19 protein-coding genes are annotated in these 21,008 nt (G+C 38.5%); 2 read left to right on the forward strand and 17 right to left on the reverse strand.

Going from position 1 to position 21,008, the window contains the following annotated elements; translation table 11 throughout:
* Positions 1-4: 4 nt before the first annotated feature.
* From lpxA to ACA100_RS11350, 15 genes are all read right to left on the reverse strand, one after another.
* Positions 5-796 (reverse strand): acyl-ACP--UDP-N-acetylglucosamine O-acyltransferase, encoded by a 792-nt coding sequence (gene lpxA, locus ACA100_RS11280; RefSeq protein ID WP_481077803.1) that lies wholly within the window; start codon positions 794-796, stop codon positions 5-7.
* Positions 797-822: 26 nt separating this feature from the next.
* A complete protein-coding gene (gene fabZ / locus ACA100_RS11285) occupies positions 823-1,278 on the reverse strand; it encodes a 3-hydroxyacyl-ACP dehydratase FabZ (protein WP_481077804.1) in 456 nt (151 codons plus the stop codon).
* Positions 1,279-1,292: 14 nt separating this feature from the next.
* A complete protein-coding gene (lpxD, locus tag ACA100_RS11290; protein WP_481077805.1) occupies positions 1,293-2,327 on the reverse strand; it encodes a UDP-3-O-(3-hydroxymyristoyl)glucosamine N-acyltransferase in 1,035 nt (344 codons plus the stop codon).
* A gap of 1 nt (position 2,328) precedes the next feature.
* A complete protein-coding gene (locus ACA100_RS11295; RefSeq protein WP_481077806.1) occupies positions 2,329-2,844 on the reverse strand; it encodes an OmpH/Skp family outer membrane protein in 516 nt (171 codons plus the stop codon).
* Positions 2,845-2,864: 20 nt separating this feature from the next.
* Positions 2,865-5,258, reverse strand: a complete 2,394-nt coding sequence (bamA, locus tag ACA100_RS11300) for an outer membrane protein assembly factor BamA (RefSeq protein WP_481077807.1) — start codon at positions 5,256-5,258, stop codon at positions 2,865-2,867.
* Between the two features lie 88 nt (positions 5,259-5,346).
* Positions 5,347-6,699 carry an RIP metalloprotease RseP gene (gene rseP / locus ACA100_RS11305; RefSeq protein ID WP_481077808.1) on the reverse strand — a complete coding sequence of 451 codons (1,353 nt, stop codon included), beginning with the start codon at positions 6,697-6,699 and terminating at the stop codon, positions 5,347-5,349.
* Between the two features lie 3 nt (positions 6,700-6,702).
* Entirely contained in the window at positions 6,703-7,875 is a 1,173-nt protein-coding gene (ispC, locus tag ACA100_RS11310; protein ID WP_481077809.1) for a 1-deoxy-D-xylulose-5-phosphate reductoisomerase, read from the reverse strand.
* Positions 7,872-8,711, reverse strand: a complete 840-nt coding sequence (locus tag ACA100_RS11315; RefSeq protein ID WP_481077810.1) for a phosphatidate cytidylyltransferase — start codon at positions 8,709-8,711, stop codon at positions 7,872-7,874. Before ACA100_RS11315 ends, ispC begins: the two co-directional genes overlap by 4 nt.
* Positions 8,712-8,721: 10 nt before the next feature.
* Positions 8,722-9,441, reverse strand: coding sequence for an isoprenyl transferase (locus tag ACA100_RS11320; protein ID WP_481077811.1), 720 nt, complete (start codon positions 9,439-9,441; stop codon positions 8,722-8,724).
* Between the two features lie 6 nt (positions 9,442-9,447).
* Positions 9,448-9,993 (reverse strand): ribosome recycling factor, encoded by a 546-nt coding sequence (gene frr / locus ACA100_RS11325; RefSeq protein ID WP_481077812.1) that lies wholly within the window; start codon positions 9,991-9,993, stop codon positions 9,448-9,450.
* A gap of 38 nt (positions 9,994-10,031) precedes the next feature.
* Positions 10,032-10,751, reverse strand: coding sequence for a UMP kinase (pyrH, locus tag ACA100_RS11330; RefSeq protein ID WP_481077813.1), 720 nt, complete (start codon positions 10,749-10,751; stop codon positions 10,032-10,034).
* Positions 10,752-10,848: 97 nt separating this feature from the next.
* Positions 10,849-13,290: a ribonuclease R gene (gene rnr / locus ACA100_RS11335; protein WP_481077814.1), complete on the reverse strand. Its 2,442-nt coding sequence runs from the start codon at positions 13,288-13,290 to the stop codon at positions 10,849-10,851.
* Positions 13,278-14,309, reverse strand: a complete 1,032-nt coding sequence (gene lpxK / locus ACA100_RS11340; protein WP_481077815.1) for a tetraacyldisaccharide 4'-kinase — start codon at positions 14,307-14,309, stop codon at positions 13,278-13,280. Before lpxK ends, rnr begins: the two co-directional genes overlap by 13 nt.
* On the reverse strand, positions 14,309-14,719 hold the full coding sequence (locus tag ACA100_RS11345) for a regulatory protein RecX (RefSeq protein WP_481077816.1): 411 nt from the start codon (positions 14,717-14,719) through the stop codon (positions 14,309-14,311). Before ACA100_RS11345 ends, lpxK begins: the two co-directional genes overlap by 1 nt.
* Positions 14,709-15,272 carry a hypothetical protein gene (locus ACA100_RS11350; protein ID WP_481077817.1) on the reverse strand — a complete coding sequence of 188 codons (564 nt, stop codon included), beginning with the start codon at positions 15,270-15,272 and terminating at the stop codon, positions 14,709-14,711. The genes ACA100_RS11345 and ACA100_RS11350 overlap by 11 nt, the downstream gene beginning before the upstream one ends.
* Before the next feature lie 93 nt (positions 15,273-15,365).
* Between ACA100_RS11350 and ACA100_RS11355 the strand changes: the two genes are divergently transcribed.
* Both ACA100_RS11355 and ACA100_RS11360 read left to right on the forward strand, forming a co-directional pair.
* Positions 15,366-16,988 carry an FMN-binding glutamate synthase family protein gene (locus tag ACA100_RS11355; RefSeq protein ID WP_481077818.1) on the forward strand — a complete coding sequence of 541 codons (1,623 nt, stop codon included), beginning with the start codon at positions 15,366-15,368 and terminating at the stop codon, positions 16,986-16,988.
* A 124-nt stretch (positions 16,989-17,112) separates the two neighbouring features.
* Entirely contained in the window at positions 17,113-17,574 is a 462-nt protein-coding gene (locus ACA100_RS11360; RefSeq protein ID WP_481077819.1) for an Lrp/AsnC family transcriptional regulator, read from the forward strand.
* 71 nt (positions 17,575-17,645) lie between these two features.
* Here the strand turns inward: ACA100_RS11360 and ACA100_RS11365 are convergent, their stop codons facing one another.
* Positions 17,646-17,939 carry a TFIIB-type zinc ribbon-containing protein gene (locus tag ACA100_RS11365; protein WP_481077820.1) on the reverse strand — a complete coding sequence of 98 codons (294 nt, stop codon included), beginning with the start codon at positions 17,937-17,939 and terminating at the stop codon, positions 17,646-17,648.
* A gap of 168 nt (positions 17,940-18,107) precedes the next feature.
* Positions 18,108-21,002: an FAD-binding and (Fe-S)-binding domain-containing protein gene (locus tag ACA100_RS11370; protein ID WP_481077821.1), complete on the reverse strand. Its 2,895-nt coding sequence runs from the start codon at positions 21,000-21,002 to the stop codon at positions 18,108-18,110.
* Positions 21,003-21,008: the final 6 nt, after the last annotated feature.

Consider the following 21,008-nt stretch of genomic DNA (forward strand, 5'->3'; position numbering starts at 1 on the left):
ACCTCTATCGTACGATACCGCGTTGAGTATCAATTTCTAAAAAATCCACCATTTTTTGCAAATGTGGGAATTCAACAGCTAATTTCTTAATCTCTACAATGGCTTCTTGCAAAGTTAAATTTTGACGATACAAAGCCTTATAAGCTTTCTTCGTTGCAGAAATAGCATCTGCATCAAAACTTCGACGACGCAAACCTTCAGAGTTAATACCTGCAGGCTCAGCACGATAACCTGCTGCCGTGATGAACGGCGGAACATCACGATGAATGCCTGATGAAAATCCTGTAATCGCACCTTCTCCTACACGGCAACGCTGATAGATCATTGAGTAACCACCAAGGATGACATCATCCTCAATAATCGCGTGCCCTGCTAAAGAAGCGCCATTGGCAAAGATTGTTCTTGAGCCAACGATACAATCATGGGCGATATGACAAGTCGCCATGATCCAGTTATCATCACCAATTTTTGTCAATGATGCATCTTGCACTGTGCCACGATTAATGGATACATATTCACGAATCGTATTACGATCACCAATGTGTAGCTCCGTAAAGTCGCCTTCTTTGAATTTTTTATCCTGAGGTACTTCACCAATTGAGGAAAATTGATAAAAAGTATTATCTTTACCAATTGTAGTATCAGCACCAATCACAACATGAGAGATCAGTTTAGTACCATCACCAATCTTGCTGTTTGCCCCCACAATACAAAAAGGCCCGATGGTAACATTTTCACCAATTTCCGCCGTCTCATGAATCACAGCAGTTGGATGAATTAAATCTTGGTTTGGCATAATTTTATCTCCTTAATCCAATAGAGTTAAAAAGCCTCTTGACGCATACACATAACTTCTGCTTCACACACAACTGCGCCATCTACCTTCGCAACACCAGCAAATGACCAAATGCCACGACGTGCTTTTAGGAATTTAACTTCAATTTCCATTGTATCACCTGGCTCTACAGGCTTTCTAAAACGTGCTTTATCAATACCTACAAAATAATAGATTGAATTTGGCGTTGCATCTTCACCTGCTGTTTTATATGCCAAAATCCCTGTTGCTTGAGCAATTGCTTCTAAAATTAATACACCAGGCATGATTGGCTTAATTGGAAAATGCCCTGTGAAATAAGGTTCATTGTAAGTCACATTTTTACGTGCAACCAATGATTCACCTGGTACGAAATCCAATACTCGATCGATCAGTAAAAATGGATAACGATGAGGTAAATACTTCATAATTTCGTTGATATCAATAATTTTAGAGTCTGACACAATGCCACCTTTCCTTATTCTTCAAAGTCTATTTTCTTTTCTAACGCCTTCACACGACGATAGAGCTTATCAATTTGTTGCAATTGCACGACATTTCTGCGCCAAGTGCGATTATCAGTCACAGGCATTCCTGATGAATAAACACCAGGTTCAACCAATGAATGCGTCACCATTGTATCGCCAGTCACCATTACACCATCGTGTAATTTGATATGACCATTGATACCAACACCACCACCAATGACTACATTATTACCAATTGTGGCAGAGCCAGCAATTCCAGTGAATCCTGAAATAACTGTATTTTCACCGACTAAACCATTGTGCCCAAGCTGCACATGATTATCTATTTTTGTACCTTTACCAATGAACGTATCCTCAATTGCACCACGATCAATACAACTATTGGCACCAATATCTACATCATCTGATAAAACAACTCGACCCACCTGAGCAATCTTTACATAGCCTTCTGGCCCACGAGCAAATCCAAAGCCTTCTGCGCCAATCACAACACCAGGATGTAATGTCACGCGATCACCCAAAACACAGTTATAGCAAACTGTAACATTAGGATAAATCAAACAATTTTCTCCTATTGTTACCAATTCCTCAATAACAGCTCCTGCCTTAATCACGCAATTATTCCCAATGGATACATAATCTTCGATCACGACATTTGCGCCAATGAAAACATTGTCTCCGATCTTTGCAGTCTCAGCGATGATTGCAGATGGATGAATTTGGCTTGGCAAGCTTGAACGTCTTGTATCAAATAAATGCGAGACATAAGCCCAAGCTAAATAAGGATTTTTAGTAATGAGCATATTGCCCTGATAATGTTCAGCCAAATCTGGCGACAAAATCACAACAGATGCATCTGTATCATCTAAATATTGGTGATATTTAACATTATTAATGAATGCTATTTCACCTTCATGAGCATTCTGAATGGTTGCCAATCCTTTAACTTCACACGCATCATTACCCTGAAGAACAAGATCACTCACATGTTTTACAACATGCGCAAAAATTTCTGACAACAACATATTATTTCTCTAATTTTTGTCTTAAAACATCTAAAATCGCATCAGTTAATTGCAACTTATCTGATGCATAGATCATGCCTGATTCTAAAATCAGGTCATATTGATTTTTTTCTGCATACTCTAAAATCGTATCAGTAATTTCTTTTTGCATTTTATACAACTCTTCATTACGACGCAGATTATAATCCTGTCTAAACTCAGCAGCTAAACGCGCATATTCACGATCAAGATTCAACAGTTTGCGCTCATGCTCTTTACGAGCACTGTCAGCCAATTCCATCTCTATAGTTTGATCTTGAACTTGTTTAAGCTCTAAACCTAACGAACGTAATGCTTCATCTTTGGCAGAAAACTCTTCCTGCAATAAACCCTGAACACCTTTGATATTAGAATACTCTTCAACCAATCGTGGCATATCAACAACGCCAACTTTAACAGATGGCGTTTGTGCTATTGCAAAATTTAAAACCATACTACCAATGAACATTAATAATATGGTTTTAATCATTTTCTTCATTCAATTATTTCCTTTATGAATTAGAAAGGAATACCAACTGAGAATTGGAATTTCTGTTTTCTATCATAAGACTTAGATTTAATTGGATTCGCATATGAGAATACTAACGGCCCAATTGGAGAGAACCACGCCATGCTTACACCCGCAGAATAACGTAAATCACTTGTTTTAAATTTATTGTAATCTGCATTAATACTTGTTTTCTTCAAATGATCACCCAAGCCATAGACCTGACCTGCATCGAAGAAAATCGACCAACGCAAGCTATTGCTTTCAGCAAAACCTGGAACACGCATAATCAACTCTGCTGTTGCATTCACTTTCAAGTCACCACCAGCACTCTGATCATTCAAATATCTTGGGCCTAAAGTACCTGAACGGAAACCACGAACAGTTCTTAAACCGCCTGAATAAAAGCGCTCATAGAATGGCAATCCAGATGTTTTACCGTAGCCATAACCTTTAGCCAAATCACCACGAATGTTCAAGACAAAATCATCGCCATCAAACAATGGATAGAAGCTACTGTGCTTCGCTGATAAGATGTAAAACTCATCTGTCGAACCTGGCAATGTACCTGAAACATTGAAGCTATTCACAGATCCTTCTGTTGCAAACACAGTTCTATCTCGTGTATCACGCGTGATACCAGCACTGAATCTAAATAGATTTTTCTTCTTAGTGATACGATGCCAATCGCCACTACCGTTATCATAACCGCTACAATAACCTAAATGCTGTGAACTTGGTGTACAACTTGAGCCTAATTCATTAACAATTTCAATTGGGGAATCGCGTGTTGTTTTTAAGTTTACTCGATCATAACCAACACTTGCGCCCAAACTTGTGAACTCTGTTAAAGGATAACCAAAGTTGAATGATAAACCATAACCATCCATCAAATAGTCGGCTGTGTAGCCATTCTTATTATCTTGGCGACTATAATGCGCTGAAACACCCGCGCTGATACCGCTATCTGTGAAATATGGATTTGTATAAGAGATATTGAATGTTTGAGATTCATCATCTGTTTCAGCAGAAACAGCTAATTGATTACCAGTTCCCATAAAGTTAGGCTGATCAAAGCTAATGTTAAAACCAAACTTTGATTCCATACCATAACTCAAACCAAACGTAATACTACCCGCACTACGCTCTTTCATTCTATATGTTAAATCTACTAAATCAGAATCCACCTGACTTGTGACAACATCAACTTCTTCAACATATGGCAAACGTTGTAAGCGCACTTTAGAACGCTCTACATCGCTAGAAATAAACTGACTACCTTCCATTTGACGAATTTCACGACGGAAAACTTCATCTTGTGTACGTTCATTCCCTTCAATATTTACTCTGCGAACATAGATTTTCTCACCATTATCTACCGAGAACAAAATTTTAACTGTTTTTGTCTCTTCATCAAGCTGAGGAATCGCATTCACACGTGCCAAAGCATAGCCATCATCACCTAAACGATCTTGAATCGCTTTAACGGCAGCATCCACTTTAGATTTCTTATAATATTTACCTTTATCGATATCGATGAGCGCAGTTAATTCCTCTAAAGGCACATGAGTATTCCCCACAACCTCAAAGTCATTCAAACGATAACGCTGACCTTCATTCACATTAACATCAATAAAGATTTGTTCCTGATTTGGTGTCACAGATGCAACAGAAGAATTAACTTCTGCGTTGATATAACCGCGTTCTTTATAGAATTTTTCGATACTATCCATATCTTCATTAGAACGACGAGAATCATAACGATCTGATTTAGTTAGCAAAGTCATCAATCCAGATTCTTTAATTTGCATCTGTTTTTTCAACTTGCCATCACCATAATTGTCATTACCTGTGAATGAAATTTCTGTCAACTCAGCAGTTTTACCTTCCGAAATATTCAATTCGATATTGACACGATTTCTTGGCAATTCAATGACATTAACATCCATTTTTGCTGTGTATTTACCGCGCTCTTCATAAGCTTTCAATAAATTATTTTTAACAGATGCTAACTTTGATGCGCTGTATGTCTTTCCTTCAGACAAACCTGCCATTTTCAACATCTCTTTAAACTGTTTGGATGCAACATCTTTGTTGCCTTTCACAAATACTCTATCAATGACAGGTCTTTCAACAACATTGATCACCAATACACCATTTTGTTGTCGTACACGAACATCATCAAATAAGTCTGTAGCATACAAACGTGAAATAGTATCTTGAACATTACCACGTTTAATATCATTACCATCGGCACTTAATTGCGAAAACACTGTACCTGCATTCAGTCTTTGCAGACCTTCAACACGCACGTCACGCACGGAATAAGATTGAGCATAAACAAGTGGCATTGCCAAAAACAATGCTGTTGCAAGTACTGATTTTTTACAATTCTTGAGGACCATTATTATTCTCTAACACTATAAATTCTGAAGGCAAACTACGCGACAATATACAGAATTTGAAGCATAATTACCACTCATTTAAATTAGACTAAAACCACCGAGCCACATCGTAGCCAATGACAATTGCCATAAAAATAAACATCATTGCAGCACCAATTTGTAATACTAATATCTTAACGCTGTCAGGGAATTGATGTTTGCCCATTAATTTCTCGATACCAAAACCAACCAAACGACCACCATCCAATACTGGAATCGGCAATAAATTCAATAAACCAATATTAATACTAAACAATGCTGTTAATTGCACAAAAAATACCAAACCTGAGGCTAAAGCTTGCCCTGCAATATTCGCAATACTCACAGGCCCTGCCATTGTATTGATATGAAAATCACCCGAAATCATTCTACCGATGAATTTAAAAATCATGGAGACATCATCTATCGTTTTTGCAACCGAAGCACTCAATGCATCCACTGGCCCTAGACGCTCTTTTGTCACAAGATCTTTATAAATCTCAGCATCAACGCCTATGCCTAGTTTTAGTTCTCCAGATGCATCTTTCAATGGTGTCATCGTAAATGCTTCAATCTGATGATTCCTCATCACTTCAATAATAATTGCTTCATTCTCTTTCAATGAACTCACAATTTTTAATAAATCAGACCATTGAGAAACAGGCTGGCCTGCAACGGATGTGATCAAATCATCAACAGCTAAACCACTATTGGCAGCGCCACCATTCTCAACAATCATGCCAATAATGGGTGGAACAGGCGGCTGATAAAGCGTAACACCCAACTCTTTATATAAATTTGTTTTAGCATCCAACTGCAATGCCCCACCAATGTCAATCACCGTTTGACGAGCACTGCCATTACGCTCATAAATGATTTCAGCAGTTCCATCCCCCAAATGCTCAATCATTTTTTGCATCATAAAATTAAAACTATCAACAGAATCACCATCAATAGATACAATCAAATCACCGCTTTGTAATCCTGCTTCGGCAAAAGGTGCATTCTGCTCTGTGATTTCAATATAAGGCTTATATGCAGGTACACCGTACATAAACAAACCCCATAATAATACGATTGCCAGTAAAATATTCGCCAATGGACCTGCTGCTACCACAGCTGTTTTCTGCCAAATCTTACCTTGTTTAAATGGCATGCCATTTAACGGCTCTTTAGATTCACTTTCATCATCCACAAAAGCAACATAACCACCGAGCGGAATCATTCCAATAGCATATTCAATACCATCTTTACCTTGTCGGCTCCAAATATTTTTACCAAATCCAATACTGAATTTAGTGACAGCAAAGCCCAACTTACGTGCAACCCAAAAGTGACCATACTCATGTATCGTCACTAAAATTCCCATCAGAATAATAAAACCGCCAATGGATCTAAAAAATGCTTCTAACCATTCAATCATCAATTATGCCTTCAATTTTGCAATTGTTTCTTGTCGAATGAGCTGATCAAACTCTATGATCTCATCAAAACTATCGAGATGCGCAATCGTCAAATGAGACAAAAACTCTTCTAGTTTTTTAGGAATGTCTAAATATTCGATGCTATCTTGTAAAAATGCCTCTACTAATATCTCATTGATGGCATTCATAGCAACCAAATAAGCATTGCCTTTAATTAAGCACTCTTTGGCAATTCTTAAACAAGGAAAGCGTTCTAAATCTGGTTGAGCAAATGTTAAATCCATCATTTGCGTCATATCAACAGGCTGTTTTCCTGATAACACTCTTTCAGGATAACCTAAAGCATGGGCAATCGGAATCGTCATATCTGGCTCGCCCAATTGTGCAAGCAACGAACCATCTTTATACGCAACTAAAGAGTGAATAATGCTTTGCGGATGAATCACCACATCGATTTGATCAGGTGGCATATTGAATAAGAAATGCGCTTCTATAAACTCCAAACCTTTATTCATCAGCGTCGATGAGTCAATCGTAACTTTTGCACCCATATCCCAACGGGGATGCTTTAAAGCATCTTCCTTTTTAATTTTAGCCATCTCAGATAAAGAAGTATTACGAAATGGTCCACCCGATGCTGTTAATACTAATTTAGAAACGCCCGCCAATGTTGCTTTGCCTTCTGCATCCTTTGGTAAAGATTGAAATAACGCATTATGTTCGCTATCAATTGGCAACAGTGTTGCACCATAATTCTTCACCGCTTGCATGAATAAAGAACCGCCCATCACTAAACTTTCTTTATTCGCCAATAAAATTGTTTTCCCTGCCTTAACCGCAGATAACGATGACAAGAATCCTTTAGCACCCACAATGGCAGCAACCACCAAATCAATTTCAGGCAATTTAACAATATCAGCAATAGCCGCTTCGCCCGCTAAAACCTCTATGGACAAACCCAAACTAAACAGATGAGTTTGCAATTCATCAGCAGCATCCTCATTCGCCATCACAACGTATTTAGGCTGAAATTCTTTGCATATTTCCAACATTTTTTGCACGCTACGATCTGCCACAACAGAATGCACTTGATAAAGCGATGGATTATGACGAATTACCGTTAATGTAGATGTACCAATGGAGCCTGTAGCGCCTAAAATTGAGACCTGTTTCATATCGCACTTAAATTCATTTGAAAAAGATAAAAACCAAACGCAAAAAATGTTGAACCTGCAATCAATCCGTCAATACGATCTAAAACACCGCCATGCCCTGGAAATAGATTCCCACTGTCCTTTAAACCGACATGTCTTTTATTTAAACTCTCGTAAAGATCACCAGAAATAGAGAGCATTGCAGCAATCAAAGACATTAATAAAAATGCAAACTTTTGCCAACCATTAAAAGAACTTGGTAAACACAACATAACAATCAAAGCAAAAATCATTGCAATGACCACTCCACCAGCAGCACCTTCAATGGTTTTGCCTGGGCTAATCGAAGGCGCTAATTTATTTTTACCAATTTTACGGCCCACAAAATATGCACCACTATCCGCCAAAGCAACCAAACCAATGACATATAAAACAAAACCGTAACCATATCCACCTGGTAATTCATGCAACATACTCAATGATATATAAAAGCCTAACAACATAATGCTCGATAGCGTTGCCGTCACATATTTAGAAACCAGCCATTGTTGTGGCGCTTGAATATGCATATAAAGCAATAGCGGTACAGCTAACCAAACATAAGCAGCAACAGCATTAACCATTAATAATGGTTCTGACGTTGAAGTCATCATGAAAATATATGCAATCACTAACAAAATAGTATTACACATCAAAAAAGGTAAACGAATTGATTCTGGCAACATCTTTTTCCATTCCAATACACCGATCAAAGCAACCACCAATAATCCCAACTGAAATAGATACGATGGTAAAAATCGAATGGATAATAGCGCAACAAGCGCCATAATAACGCCAGTGATAATTCGTTCTTTCATATTATTATACTCACTCTTCTACAGCACCGAAACGACGTTCTCTTTCGTAAAAAGTCGTCAATGCTTCTTTAAATTCGACTTCTGTAAAATCTGGCCACAAGCATTCTGTAAAATAAAACTCAGCATATGCCAACTGCCACAATAAGAAGTTACTTAAACGCTCTTCACCACTGGTTCTAATCAATAGATCCACAGGCGGAAACTCATGCAAGGCCAATCTTTGGCTCACCATCACTTCATCAATATCTTCTAAATCAAATAATTGATTTTTAATATCTTTCGCGATCGCTTTACAAGCAGAGACAATTTCTGCCCTTGAACCGTAATTCAACGCGATAATGAGGTTCAGTTTTTTATTATTCTGCGTCAATTCAGCTGCTGCATACAGTTTTTGCTGAAACGCATGAGGAAACTTCTGAATATCCCCAATAAAATGAATCGCAACACCAGCATCATGCAAAGCCGTCAGCTCTTTATCCAAAGTATCGATAAAAAGCTTAACCAAAAAGCTTACTTCTTCATCAGGCCTCAACCAATTTTCTGTTGAAAAAGCATATAAAGTTAAAGCTTCTATATTATTTTCAATGGCAGCTCCAACCGCTCGTTTAACGGATTTAACGCCAGCTTTATGACCAACTGTGCGCGGCATAAAGCGTTTTTTTGCCCATCGACCATTGCCATCCATAATGATGGCAACATGACGACAAGTTTTAGTTTCTGGTGCTGCCATCTAGAATTAAATCTCCATCAATTCTTTTTCTTTCGATGCTAATACTGCATCTACTTCTGCTGTCATTGCATCTGTAATTTTTTGCACAACATCTTCGCCACGACGAACTTCATCTTCAGACAATTCTGCATCTTTCAATTTCTGATTAGCATCACGACGAATATTACGAATGGCAACTTTAGCATTTTCGCCTTCACCTTTAACCACTTTAACCATATCACGACGACGTTCTTCAGTTAATGGCGGCAATGGAATACGGATCAAAGTCCCCGATGTCGCAGGATTCAATCCCAAATCACTCATCATGATTGCTTTTTCAATCGGTGCAACCATGTTTTTATCCCATGGCGTTATCCCCAAAGTACGAGAATCAATCACGCTAATGTTCGCAGCTTGGCTCAATGGCGTTGGGGAACCATAAAATTCAACTTCAATGTGATCCAATAAGCTTGTATGTGCACGGCCAGTTCTTAATTTTTGCAATGCATTTTTCAAGCTTTCAATGGACATTTTCATGCGATGCTCAGCATCTTGCTTAATCTCATTAATCATAAATCTGATTTCCTTAATTCACTCAAATAAATTAGTTATTATTCAGTTACCAATGTACCGATATCATCGCCACATACAGTGCGCACTAAATCACCTGGATTGAAGATATTAAATACACGAATTGGCAAGTGGTTTTCACGACACATAACCAATGCTGTCGCATCCATCACGCCTAAATCTTTAGCTAAGGCTTCTTTGTATGTCACAACATCGTATTTTACAGCGTTTGGATCTTTATTTGGATCAGCATTGTAAACACCATCCACTTTTGTTGCTTTCAACATGATGTCTGCATTCACTTCAATTGCGCGAAGTGCTGCTGCTGAATCTGTTGTAAAGAATGGATTACCTGTGCCTGCTGCAAAAATCGTTACACGTTTTTTCTCCAAGTGGCGAACAGCACGACGACGAATATAATCTTCACATACTTCATTGATGCGAATTGCACTCATCACGCGCACATAAACATTACGATTTTCTAAAGCATCTTGCAGTGCTAAAGAGTTCATCACAGTTGCCAACATTCCCATATGATCGCCTGTTACACGATCCATACCTTTGTTCGCCAAACCTGCACCACGGAAAATATTACCTCCCCCGATGACAACGCCTACTTCTACACCAATTGCATTCAATGATTGGATCTCATCCGCAATACGGCCGATCGTTTCTGGCTCGATACCGTAATTACCTGATCCCATTAAAGCTTCACCACTGAGTTTAAGCAAAATACGTTTATACTTAGGGGGCTTATTCATAATCCTTTCATCCTTACACTAGTCAATGACACAAAATAACTCGGCATTTTAAAACATTTCACACGGAATTAATAGCAATGCCGAAACATTTAAAAGATTACTTCTTTCCTTTTTTGCTAGAACCTTTCTTTTTAACTTTCTTGCTAGGTTTTGACACTTTTTTAGCAACCATTTTACGCTTCTCGCTTGAGCAGCGTCGTTTCTCTTTAGGTTTACTACTTGGTCGCCCTTTCTTAGATGATTGTTTACGCGTTGCTTTTTCCATCGCTTTTGCTGCCGCAATTTCTGCCAACATAGCTTCACGCTCACGTTTACTCAGCTTGGCATTTTTAGGCAAAGTGATCATTTCAAAATCAATGAACTTTGTTTCAGGATTTGCATCCAAAACGCGCACCACAACAGCATCGTTCAACTTAATCAATGTGCCCGTTGCTTCACCCACTAATCGGTAACGAATATCGTCAAAATGATAATAATCTCCTGGCAATTTCGACATATGCACCAAGCCTTCGATATAAATATCATCTAACTCAACAAATACACCGAATTTCGTAATACCTGAAACGCGTCCAGATAGAACTTTACCAATGTGCTGCTGCATATATTCGCATTTCAACCATGCAACTACATCCGCCACAGCACTATCGGCACGACGCTCCATTTCAGATAAGCTTTCACCTAAGCTCACCATCATTTTTTCAGTATATGGATATTTAACTGCACCTTCTTTACCTTTATTGATTAGATATTTGATGCCACGATGTACTGTTAAATCAGGATAACGACGAATCGGCGAGGTAAAATGCGCATAATGCGTTAAGGAAAGACCAAAGTGACCTTCATTTTCAGGCTGATAAACTGCTTGTGCCATAGAACGCAACATCATTGTTTGAATGATATCAAATACAGGCAATTCTGAAGCCATTGCTAAAGTCTTTGCAAAATCTTTTGGCTCAGGTGCATCACCGCCTTCCACGCCCAAATTATACTCCACTAAAAAGCGACGTAATTTATTCAAACGCTCTTCAGGCGGTTTTGCGTGAACACGATACAAAGCAGGCAATTCATTAGATTCTAAGAATGTTGCCGCTGCAATATTGGCTGCAATCATACATTCTTCGATGATCATATGCGCTTCATTGCGCACTACAAATTCAATCTTATCAATTAAACCTTCATCGTTATAAATGATTTCTGTCTCTTTGGTTTCAAAGTCAATGGAACCACGTTGATCACGCGCCTTACGCAATATTTTATACAAATGATATAAATTCAAAATATGCGGCATAATTTCTGCATAATCCTCTTGAATCGGATTATCTTCTGCAATCAATTCTGCCACCAACTCATAAGTTAAACGTGCATGCGAGCGCATCACACCTTCAAAGAACTCAAACTTAAGCATTTCACCATTTGGCGCAATGATCAATTCACATACCATACATAAACGATCCACATCTGGATTCAATGAACACAAACCATTGGATAACTTCTCTGGCAACATTGGAATCACACGATCTGGAAAATAAACCGATGTACCGCGCTTAATAGCATCTGCATCAATTGCATTCCCTGTTCTCACATAATGTGCAACATCCGCAATGGCAACATACAATTTAAAATTACCATCTTCCATTTTTTCTGTATAAACAGCATCATCGAAGTCACGCGCTGTAATGCCATCAATCGTCACCAAAGGTAAATGGCGATAATCCTTACGACCAACCTTATCTTCTTCTCTCACTTCATCTGGTATCGTTTTTAACAATTCATCTGTCGCTTTTGAAAATTCATGCGGTAATTGATGCTCCATAATTGCTTGCAAAATGGCGATATCTTTCGTCATTTTACGACCAAAAACCTCTGTCACTTTGGCAATAAAACTACCTTTATTCAGAGCTTCTTGATCCACCTCAATTTTCACTAAATCGTGATTTTTTACCTCTTTCAACGCTTCAGGCAAAATCAAAAAGTGTTGTGAAATTTTACGATTTTCTGGCACAGCCAAAGCGCTACCATCGTACATTGAAATACGTGCGATCATTTCACGCAAATGGCGTTTCACAATCTTAACAACTCGGCCTTGGCGCATAGATTTGGAACGAAAAACGCCTGTAATCACCACTTCAACTTCATCATGGTGCATCACATTTTTACAATCTTTTGGTGAAATATAGATTGTATCTTGATCTTTCACAGTCACATAACCGTGACCTTCTACAGAACCTTCAAATAAGCCAATCACAGTATCATCACCGCCGACAGGCATAAACTCTTCACGAGAATTACAATGCAACTGACGAGCTTTATTCATGATGTACAAGCGATTACTCAAAGCTTCTAACTGCCACTCTTCTGTTAAGTTAAAAATTGCAGCCAATTCGTCAAATGTTACCTTTTTCGCAACATTCAATGCTTCTTGAATAAAAGTACGACTTGGAATGGCAAGTGTATATTTCTCTTGCTCTTCCTTAAATTTTGCATCATTTTTTGCATACTCTAAAAAATATGCTTGTTGTTCTTCTGTTAATTTGGACATTCACTGTCTCCTATAAAATTCTTTGGATCGATTTTCTCAATATTCTTTTCTAAATTAATATGTTGAATGATCAATTCGATAAAACCCGATGGCCATGTTGTCTCCAATGGTACAACCCAAGCATCATGGTCGTTTAAAATTTGCGTGCACTTAACCGCATCTTTTTCTGTCATTAAGATTGGTTCTACCATATTAGTAAAATCAGTGTCACGATAAGTATGATGATCACCAAAAGGATAAGCGCTAACTTCTATGCTTTTGGCTGATAAAGCGTTAAAAAAATTACTCGGGTGCGCAATGCCCGCAATGGCACTGACATGAGAGAATTCATTCCACTCTCGAGTTTGTTTAAAATTATTTAATTGATAAGGCACACCCAACCGCTGCGCTATCTTATAACATTTTTGTAAATATGGAAGTAAAAACTGCTGCTCATCGTCAATTGTCACGATTGCATCTACGGTTTTTAAACGATTTACACTTTCACGAAGTGGCCCTGCTGGCATGACATAACCATTGCCAATGCCTTGCTTACCAAACACAGCAATTTCAAAATCTCTATGCAAAGCATAATGTTGCAAGCCATCATCACTCACAATCACATCCAAATCAGGATATTTTTCCAGCAAAGCTAAGCCAGCATCATAGCGCTGACTAGCCACAGCAACGGGCGCATTCGTTTTTTTGTGAATCAAATAAGGCTCATCCCCCAACAATTCTGAAGATGCTTTTTCATCACTCACAATGAGAGATTCATCTTTGCGCCCATAGCCACGAGAAATTAAACCAACTTTTAAGCCTTGTTGCTGCAATTCACTGATCAACGCAATGGTGACTGGCGTTTTCCCTGTGCCACCCACATTAATATTACCCACAACTATCACTGGCACAGAGAGTTTTTTCTGCACTTTCAGCTTTTTGCATTTATTTTTTTCAGATAAAGATTGATACAGGCAAGACAAAGGTTTCAACAATGTTGAAACCCAATTATTTGACTGCCAAAAATCAGGCGCTTTCATTAAAAACCTCGGCGATATAACGCCGCTCTTAATTTTGGCTCTGGTTTTTGCCCAATTTTACGCAACGCTATCTCTTTAGCCTCATCAAAATTTACCTCTTCTAATGCAATGTCCATTAAATCGCTCGGCACTTGATGTTGCTTTAATAAAAATTGAACTTTTTTCGGCCCATAACCTAATTGCGCTTGGTTTCTAGCAAAAACTTCAGCAAATCTTTCTAAACTTAAATAATTGGCAGAGATACAATCTTCGATGATCTCATCCACCAATTCATCTCGACAGCCTTTGATCGTCAACTTCTGCTTTAATTCGACAACACTATGCTCTCTACGCATTAATAGATTCAGTGCACGCTCGAACCAATAGCGTTTCTCTTTTTGGCGATCTTCAGGGGATATATTATCTTCCATGTTTTTTAGCGTTATCCATCATGCTTGCTAGGATATCATCGATTGAACGATTTGTTTTACTGGCCAATAAACTTTTATTGGAACGTACTGCAAACTGCGTCACAGGTTTTTCTGAAAACTCTGGCGGAATATCCTCATGTTTAAACGGCAATACTTGAACATAAAACTCTGGAATTTCCCAATCTTTCTTAGAAATATTGTTCAAATGATTCTCCAATGTTTGGCGAATCTCTTTTTGATAAAACTTAAAATTATTGGCCGCCAAAGAATTTGCAGCACCAATCACCCAAAACTTTTTCCCCAAAGTACTGATAAAAAGTAAACCTTTGAGCTTATCTGGGAGAAAAAATTGGAACCATGGCTCAATATATGCAAGTTGCCTTGCACGCCTGATCTGTATTTTCACACCAATCTCTTCATCATTATTTTTAGGACGAATGAGGCTTAAAATTGCACGATCAATACTATATTTTTGATTTCTAAAGGGAATAGAAGGCACGGATCTATAGTCCCAATCATTATATATCGCATTCTTTCGATTTTTTAATAACATCTGAGCTTCAAATCCTTATAATTTAAACCAATATAGCGTATTATATCGCCCATTTATTCTAAGCCATTCTCATCATTTATCAAAGGAGATATCATGACTGCTGTTGCATATTTGGGACGCTATTCCCTTTTCTTAATTGCAATTGCTACAACCATCGCTTCCATCGCACTTAATTTCCCTCTAGGAAAGATCGTTTTTGTAGTCGCGCTGGTGCTGTCAATCATTGGCATTGTTGATATCTCACAAGCAACTTATGCCGTCCGTCGAAATTATCCAATCTTGGGTAACTTGAGATATCTCCTTAAGCATTTCCGCCCTGAAATCCGCCAATATTTTATTGAGTCAGATTCTGAAGCCGTACCGTTCACACATGGACAACGTGAATTGGTTTATAATCGTGCAAAAAATCATAACTCAAACCGTGCATTTGGTACGATCCAAAACGTGTATGAAAAAGGCTTTCAATTCATCAACCATTCTATGGCACCTGTTGCAATGCCGAACCCTGATGAATTTCGCGTAACCATTGGTGGTGATTCATGTCAGCAGCCATACAGCGCATCCATCTTTAATATTTCCGCAATGAGCTTTGGCGCATTAAGTGCCAACGCAGTTTTAGCGCTAAATGGCGGTGCTAAATTAGGTAACTTCGCACATGACACAGGTGAAGGCAGTATCAGCCCTTATCACTTAAAAAATGGTGGTGATTTAATTTGGGAATTAGGCAGTGGTTATTTTGGTTGTCGTACTGAAGATGGTCAATTTGATCCTGAAAAATTCAGAGAAAAAGCGTTATTACCACAAGTTAAGATGATTGAGGTTAAAATTAGCCAAGGCGCTAAACCTGGTCATGGCGGTGTTTTACCGAAAGATAAAATCACACCTGAAATTGCTGAAACTCGTGGTGTACCAATGGATAAAGATTGTATTTCACCACCTTATCACTCTGAGTTCTCAAACCCAATTGAATTACTAGAATTCATCCAAAGATTACGTGAATTAAGCGATGGTAAACCTGTTGGTTTTAAATTATGTATTGGTCATGCTTGGGAATTTGCAGCCATCGTAAAAGCAATGTTAAAAACAGGCATTACGCCAGACTTTATCGTTGTGGATGGTAAAGAAGGTGGCACAGGTTCAGCACCGATTGAATTTGCAGATCATATTGGCTCACCATTACGTGAAGGTTTATTGTTTGTTCACAATACTTTGGTTGGTGCGAACCTTCGTGATCAAATCAAAATTGGCGCCAGCGGTAAAATCATCAGTGCTTTTGACATTGCCCGCACATTGGCAATCGGCGCAGACTGGGTTAACTCAGCGCGTGGATTCATGTTTGCACTAGGCTGTATTCAATCATTAAGTTGCCATACAAATGCCTGCCCAACAGGGATCGCAACACAAGATTTAATGCGCCAAAAGGGTTTGGATGTCACAAATAAAGTGAATCGCGTTCATAATTATCACCGCAATACATTGCATGCTTTGGCTGAAATGTTAAGTTCAGCGGGCATTAGCCATGTGAATGAGCTAGAACCGCACCATTTAGTATTGAGAACGACAGATAATGAAGTTCGCCTATTCTCGAATACTTATTACTATATCGAGCCTGGTGCGTTGTTGCGCGATAATATTCCAAGCCAATTCTATGCTTCTGTATGGGCAACAGCACAAGCAAACAGCTTCGCACCTGTTTCTCGAAGAAATGCTTACTAAATAATTGATCTTTCATCAACTATTCGCATAAACCTCATCTTTAGTGATCTAAAAATGAGGTTTTATCTTTAAAAATAAGGTATAAATGTACATTAGCTTTAACTATTTGATATAGGCATGATTTATGGAATTAGACGGTTTTGATAAAAAAATACTTCAACTGCTCCAACGCGATAATAAAATTTCACAGCGTGAATTAGCTGAACAAGTCAATTTATCACCTTCTGCTGTGAATCGCCGCATTGCTGCTTTAGAGGCCGATGGTTATATTAAAGGCAATATTGCCATCATCGATAATAAGAAGCTTGGCAAACCCATTACATTGATCGTGGAAGTACGAATCAAGAATAAACACACTGTGGCAATGGATCATCATAAATCTATTTTCCTATCAACATCGGCAATCCAGCAAGTGTACTTAGTCACAGGTGATTTTGATTTCTTGCTCATTATGACAGTTGCTGATATGTCTGAATATGAAGCATTATCAGAGCGATTACTTTTCAATGATGAGAACATCAATGGCTTTAAAACCATGGTGACACTGCAAAACATCAAACAAACTTTTGAAGTGAATATTGATTAGCATAATATTTCCATCTAACAAGAAAAAGCCCACATTCCATGGGCTTTCTACTATGTAATTCAATCTTTCAATTAGTCGAATAATTCCATCCAGAAACTCTTCTTTTTGTTCTTTCTATAATGATAATCATCTTCGTGATGATGATGCGGATAAGGTTGTGATTGAGACTGTTGTGGCGCTCTTTGCGGTGCTGATTGTTGAGCTGCTGGCGCATCTGCCATCATTTCCTCAACTGATCTTTCTATGATTTTATCAATCTCTCCGCGATCCAACCAAATACCACGACAATCAGGACAATAATCGATTTCAATCCCTTTACGCTCAGACATTACCAATGTTGCATCAACACAAACTGGGCATTTCATTATTTAAAACTCTCCGTTTTATGACTTACGAAGTCACATTGTAGGAAGATTCCGCCATAAATCCATGTAATTTACAAAAATTTTAATTTCACCCATCTATAAAAACCACTGATAAAACCATCCCTTTCAAAAGAAGGGATGGTGATATGAAATAATTTTGCTAGATCATTACAAGCTTTGATTCAACACAGAAATTGGATGCAATGCTGATACTTTAGAAAAACGATCCACTTGCGTTCTACATGAGAAACCTGTCGCCATCACATGATTTTTCTCTGCAATGCCATCAATTTGTACACGCCATGACTGATCATAGATCTTCTCAGACAATGCCACTTGCTTTGCTAAATGCCCGAAAGCACCACTCATTCCACAGCATCCTGTTGGTACAATTTCAACACCTAAACCAAAATGCTTAAATACTTTTTGCCATAAACTTGGCGCATTTGGTACAGCAGTTTTTTCCATACAATGGCTCAACAAATAAAATTTATCCTTCAGTTCAGTTTTCTCTGCATGATCTTTCTGGCTCAGATAATCCACTAGGAATTCTTGCACCAACTTAACTTCCACAAAATCCCCAAACATTTGACGATAATCTTTACGATACAATACGGTGATTGGTGGCTCAATGCCAATCATTGGAATGCTCAATTTAGCCAGCTTTAACAACATTTTGTTTTGCTTTTCAGCCGTCATTGTGAATTGATCACGCATGCCCAATACATGATAAGCCTTACCTGAATTTTGATACGGTGCTAAATAAACTTTTAAGCCCAAAGAATGCAATACTTCTACGCAATCTTTTAACACTTTGCCATCAAAAAATTCTGTCAGTGCATCAGGTACAATGATCACTGAATTTGCTGCATTTTCGATATGAGAAGCATTGATACGCTCCACATCCGCTATCGTCCACTCTGTCAACTTACCTGCTTTCACCAAAGCTGGAATACCATTATCTTGTGGTGTTGCAGCATCCACTAAACCAATCTTTTTCATGATCGTTTTAGTCATAGGTAATTTAAACAATGGATTAGTGATGTTTCGCATTTTATACATCAATGGTGCATTTTCTTCAGCCTGCGCCAAAACATGATCAATCAATGGGCGTTTACGCGTTTTATAATACTCTTCCACAAACTGAGAACGGCCATTTGGAATATTGATCATCACAGGACATTCAGAAGTACAGCTTCCACAACTTAAACAAGATTGTAATGCTGTGAAAATCTCTTCTTCAAATTCTGGCGTATTTTCATCAGTACAACGACGACGTTCCCACTCCTTCAATAATACAGCGCGACCTTTCGGCGATTGAACACGATCACGCGTTGCTTTATAGCTTGGGCACATTGGAGAATGGAGATCATAGTTGAAACATGCGCCATTGCCGTTACAGAAATTCACACGGCGATATTCATTCCACATTTTCTCTGTGATCAATTGATCTTTTTGCCCGCGCATTGGTGTTGAATCCACTTTATATAAAGCTGAATCAGAGCCCAATGGCGCTGCAATTTTCCCAGGATTCATCTGATTATGTGGATCAAATGCTGTTTTAATCGCACGAATGATTGGATAGAACTGACCAAAATAAGGCTCGCAATATTCTGAACGAACGCCTTTACCATGCTCACCCCATAATGCACCTTTATATTTCACACACAAATCATAAACCTGATCACTGACTTTACGGATTCTTTCACGATCAGCTTCTGTTTTGAGATCCAAAGCAGGGCGAACATGCAATACGCCCGCATCCACGTGGCCAAACATACCATAGATCAGTTCTTCTTGATCCAATACAGCTTTGAATTCCACAATGAAATCCGCCAAGCTTTCTGGTGGCACAGCGCAATCTTCCACAAATGCCATCGTTCTGCGTTCGCCTTTAATATTACCCAACAAGCCAACTGCACGTTTACGAAGCGCATAGATGTTCTTAATGGCAGCATCACCATTCAACACATTGGAAGATAACAATGATGCATAGTTGCTTGCCTTCATATAATCCGCAAAAGATTCCACTGATTTTTGTAATTCAACTTCATCATCACTATTGAACTCCACCAATAAAATGGCTTTCAAGCGATCATAATCCACGCCTTCAAAATATTGTTGGTTTGCTTCCCAAATAAAGTCATTGCGCGCACGCTCAACAACACGATCATCCATAACTTCAATAGATGTTGGCGTCATAGGCGCATCCATCAAATAGGTTGAATGCCTCAATGCTTCAATAAAATCATCATAACTTAACAATACCAATGCACTATATTTAGGAATCGGCAACACATTCAATGTTGCCTCTGTTAAAACAGCCAATGTACCTTCCGCACCACAGAGCAAATGCTTCAAGTTATGATTGTCATCATCAAAGAAGTGCTTCGCATCATAGCCTGTCACAAAGCGATTGAGCTCAGGAAAATGTGCATTCATCGAATCCACTTCAGGCGCGATCACGCCAGCAATTTGTTGCTGTAATGGATCAATTTCATTCGTATCAATGAATTGGCCATTCGGTAAATAACCTTTCAAAGACACAACATGATGACTTGTTTTACCGTAAGTATAACTGCCTTGCCCTGAAGCATCTGTGTTGATCATCCCACCAATCGTTGCGCGGTTCGATGTTGATAATTCAGGTGCAAAGAAAAAACCATGCGGTTTCAAAAATGCATTCAATTGATCCTTCACAACGCCTGTTTGCACGATCACTTGGTGTTTTTCAGCATCAAAAGCTAAAATCTGGTTCATGTGGCGAGATAAATCTAAGATAATTCCTTGATTTAAAGATTGACCATTTGTCCCTGTGCCGCCACCTTTTGCCGTAATATTAACACCGTGAAATTCAGGCTGAGACAATAGTTGCGTCACAATTGCCACATCATCGCTATTTTTCGGATAAATAACAGCCGCTGGCTTCACTTCATAAATGGAATTGTCTACTGAATGAACCAGTCTTGCGGCTTCATTAGCATCTACATCACCTTGGAAATCTGTTTTTTCCAAAGCAGTAATAAAATTTTTGACTGAGTTCTCTAAGCTAAAAGTGCTCATTACTTT

This window comes from Wohlfahrtiimonas sp. XWW7, from assembly GCF_056716055.1.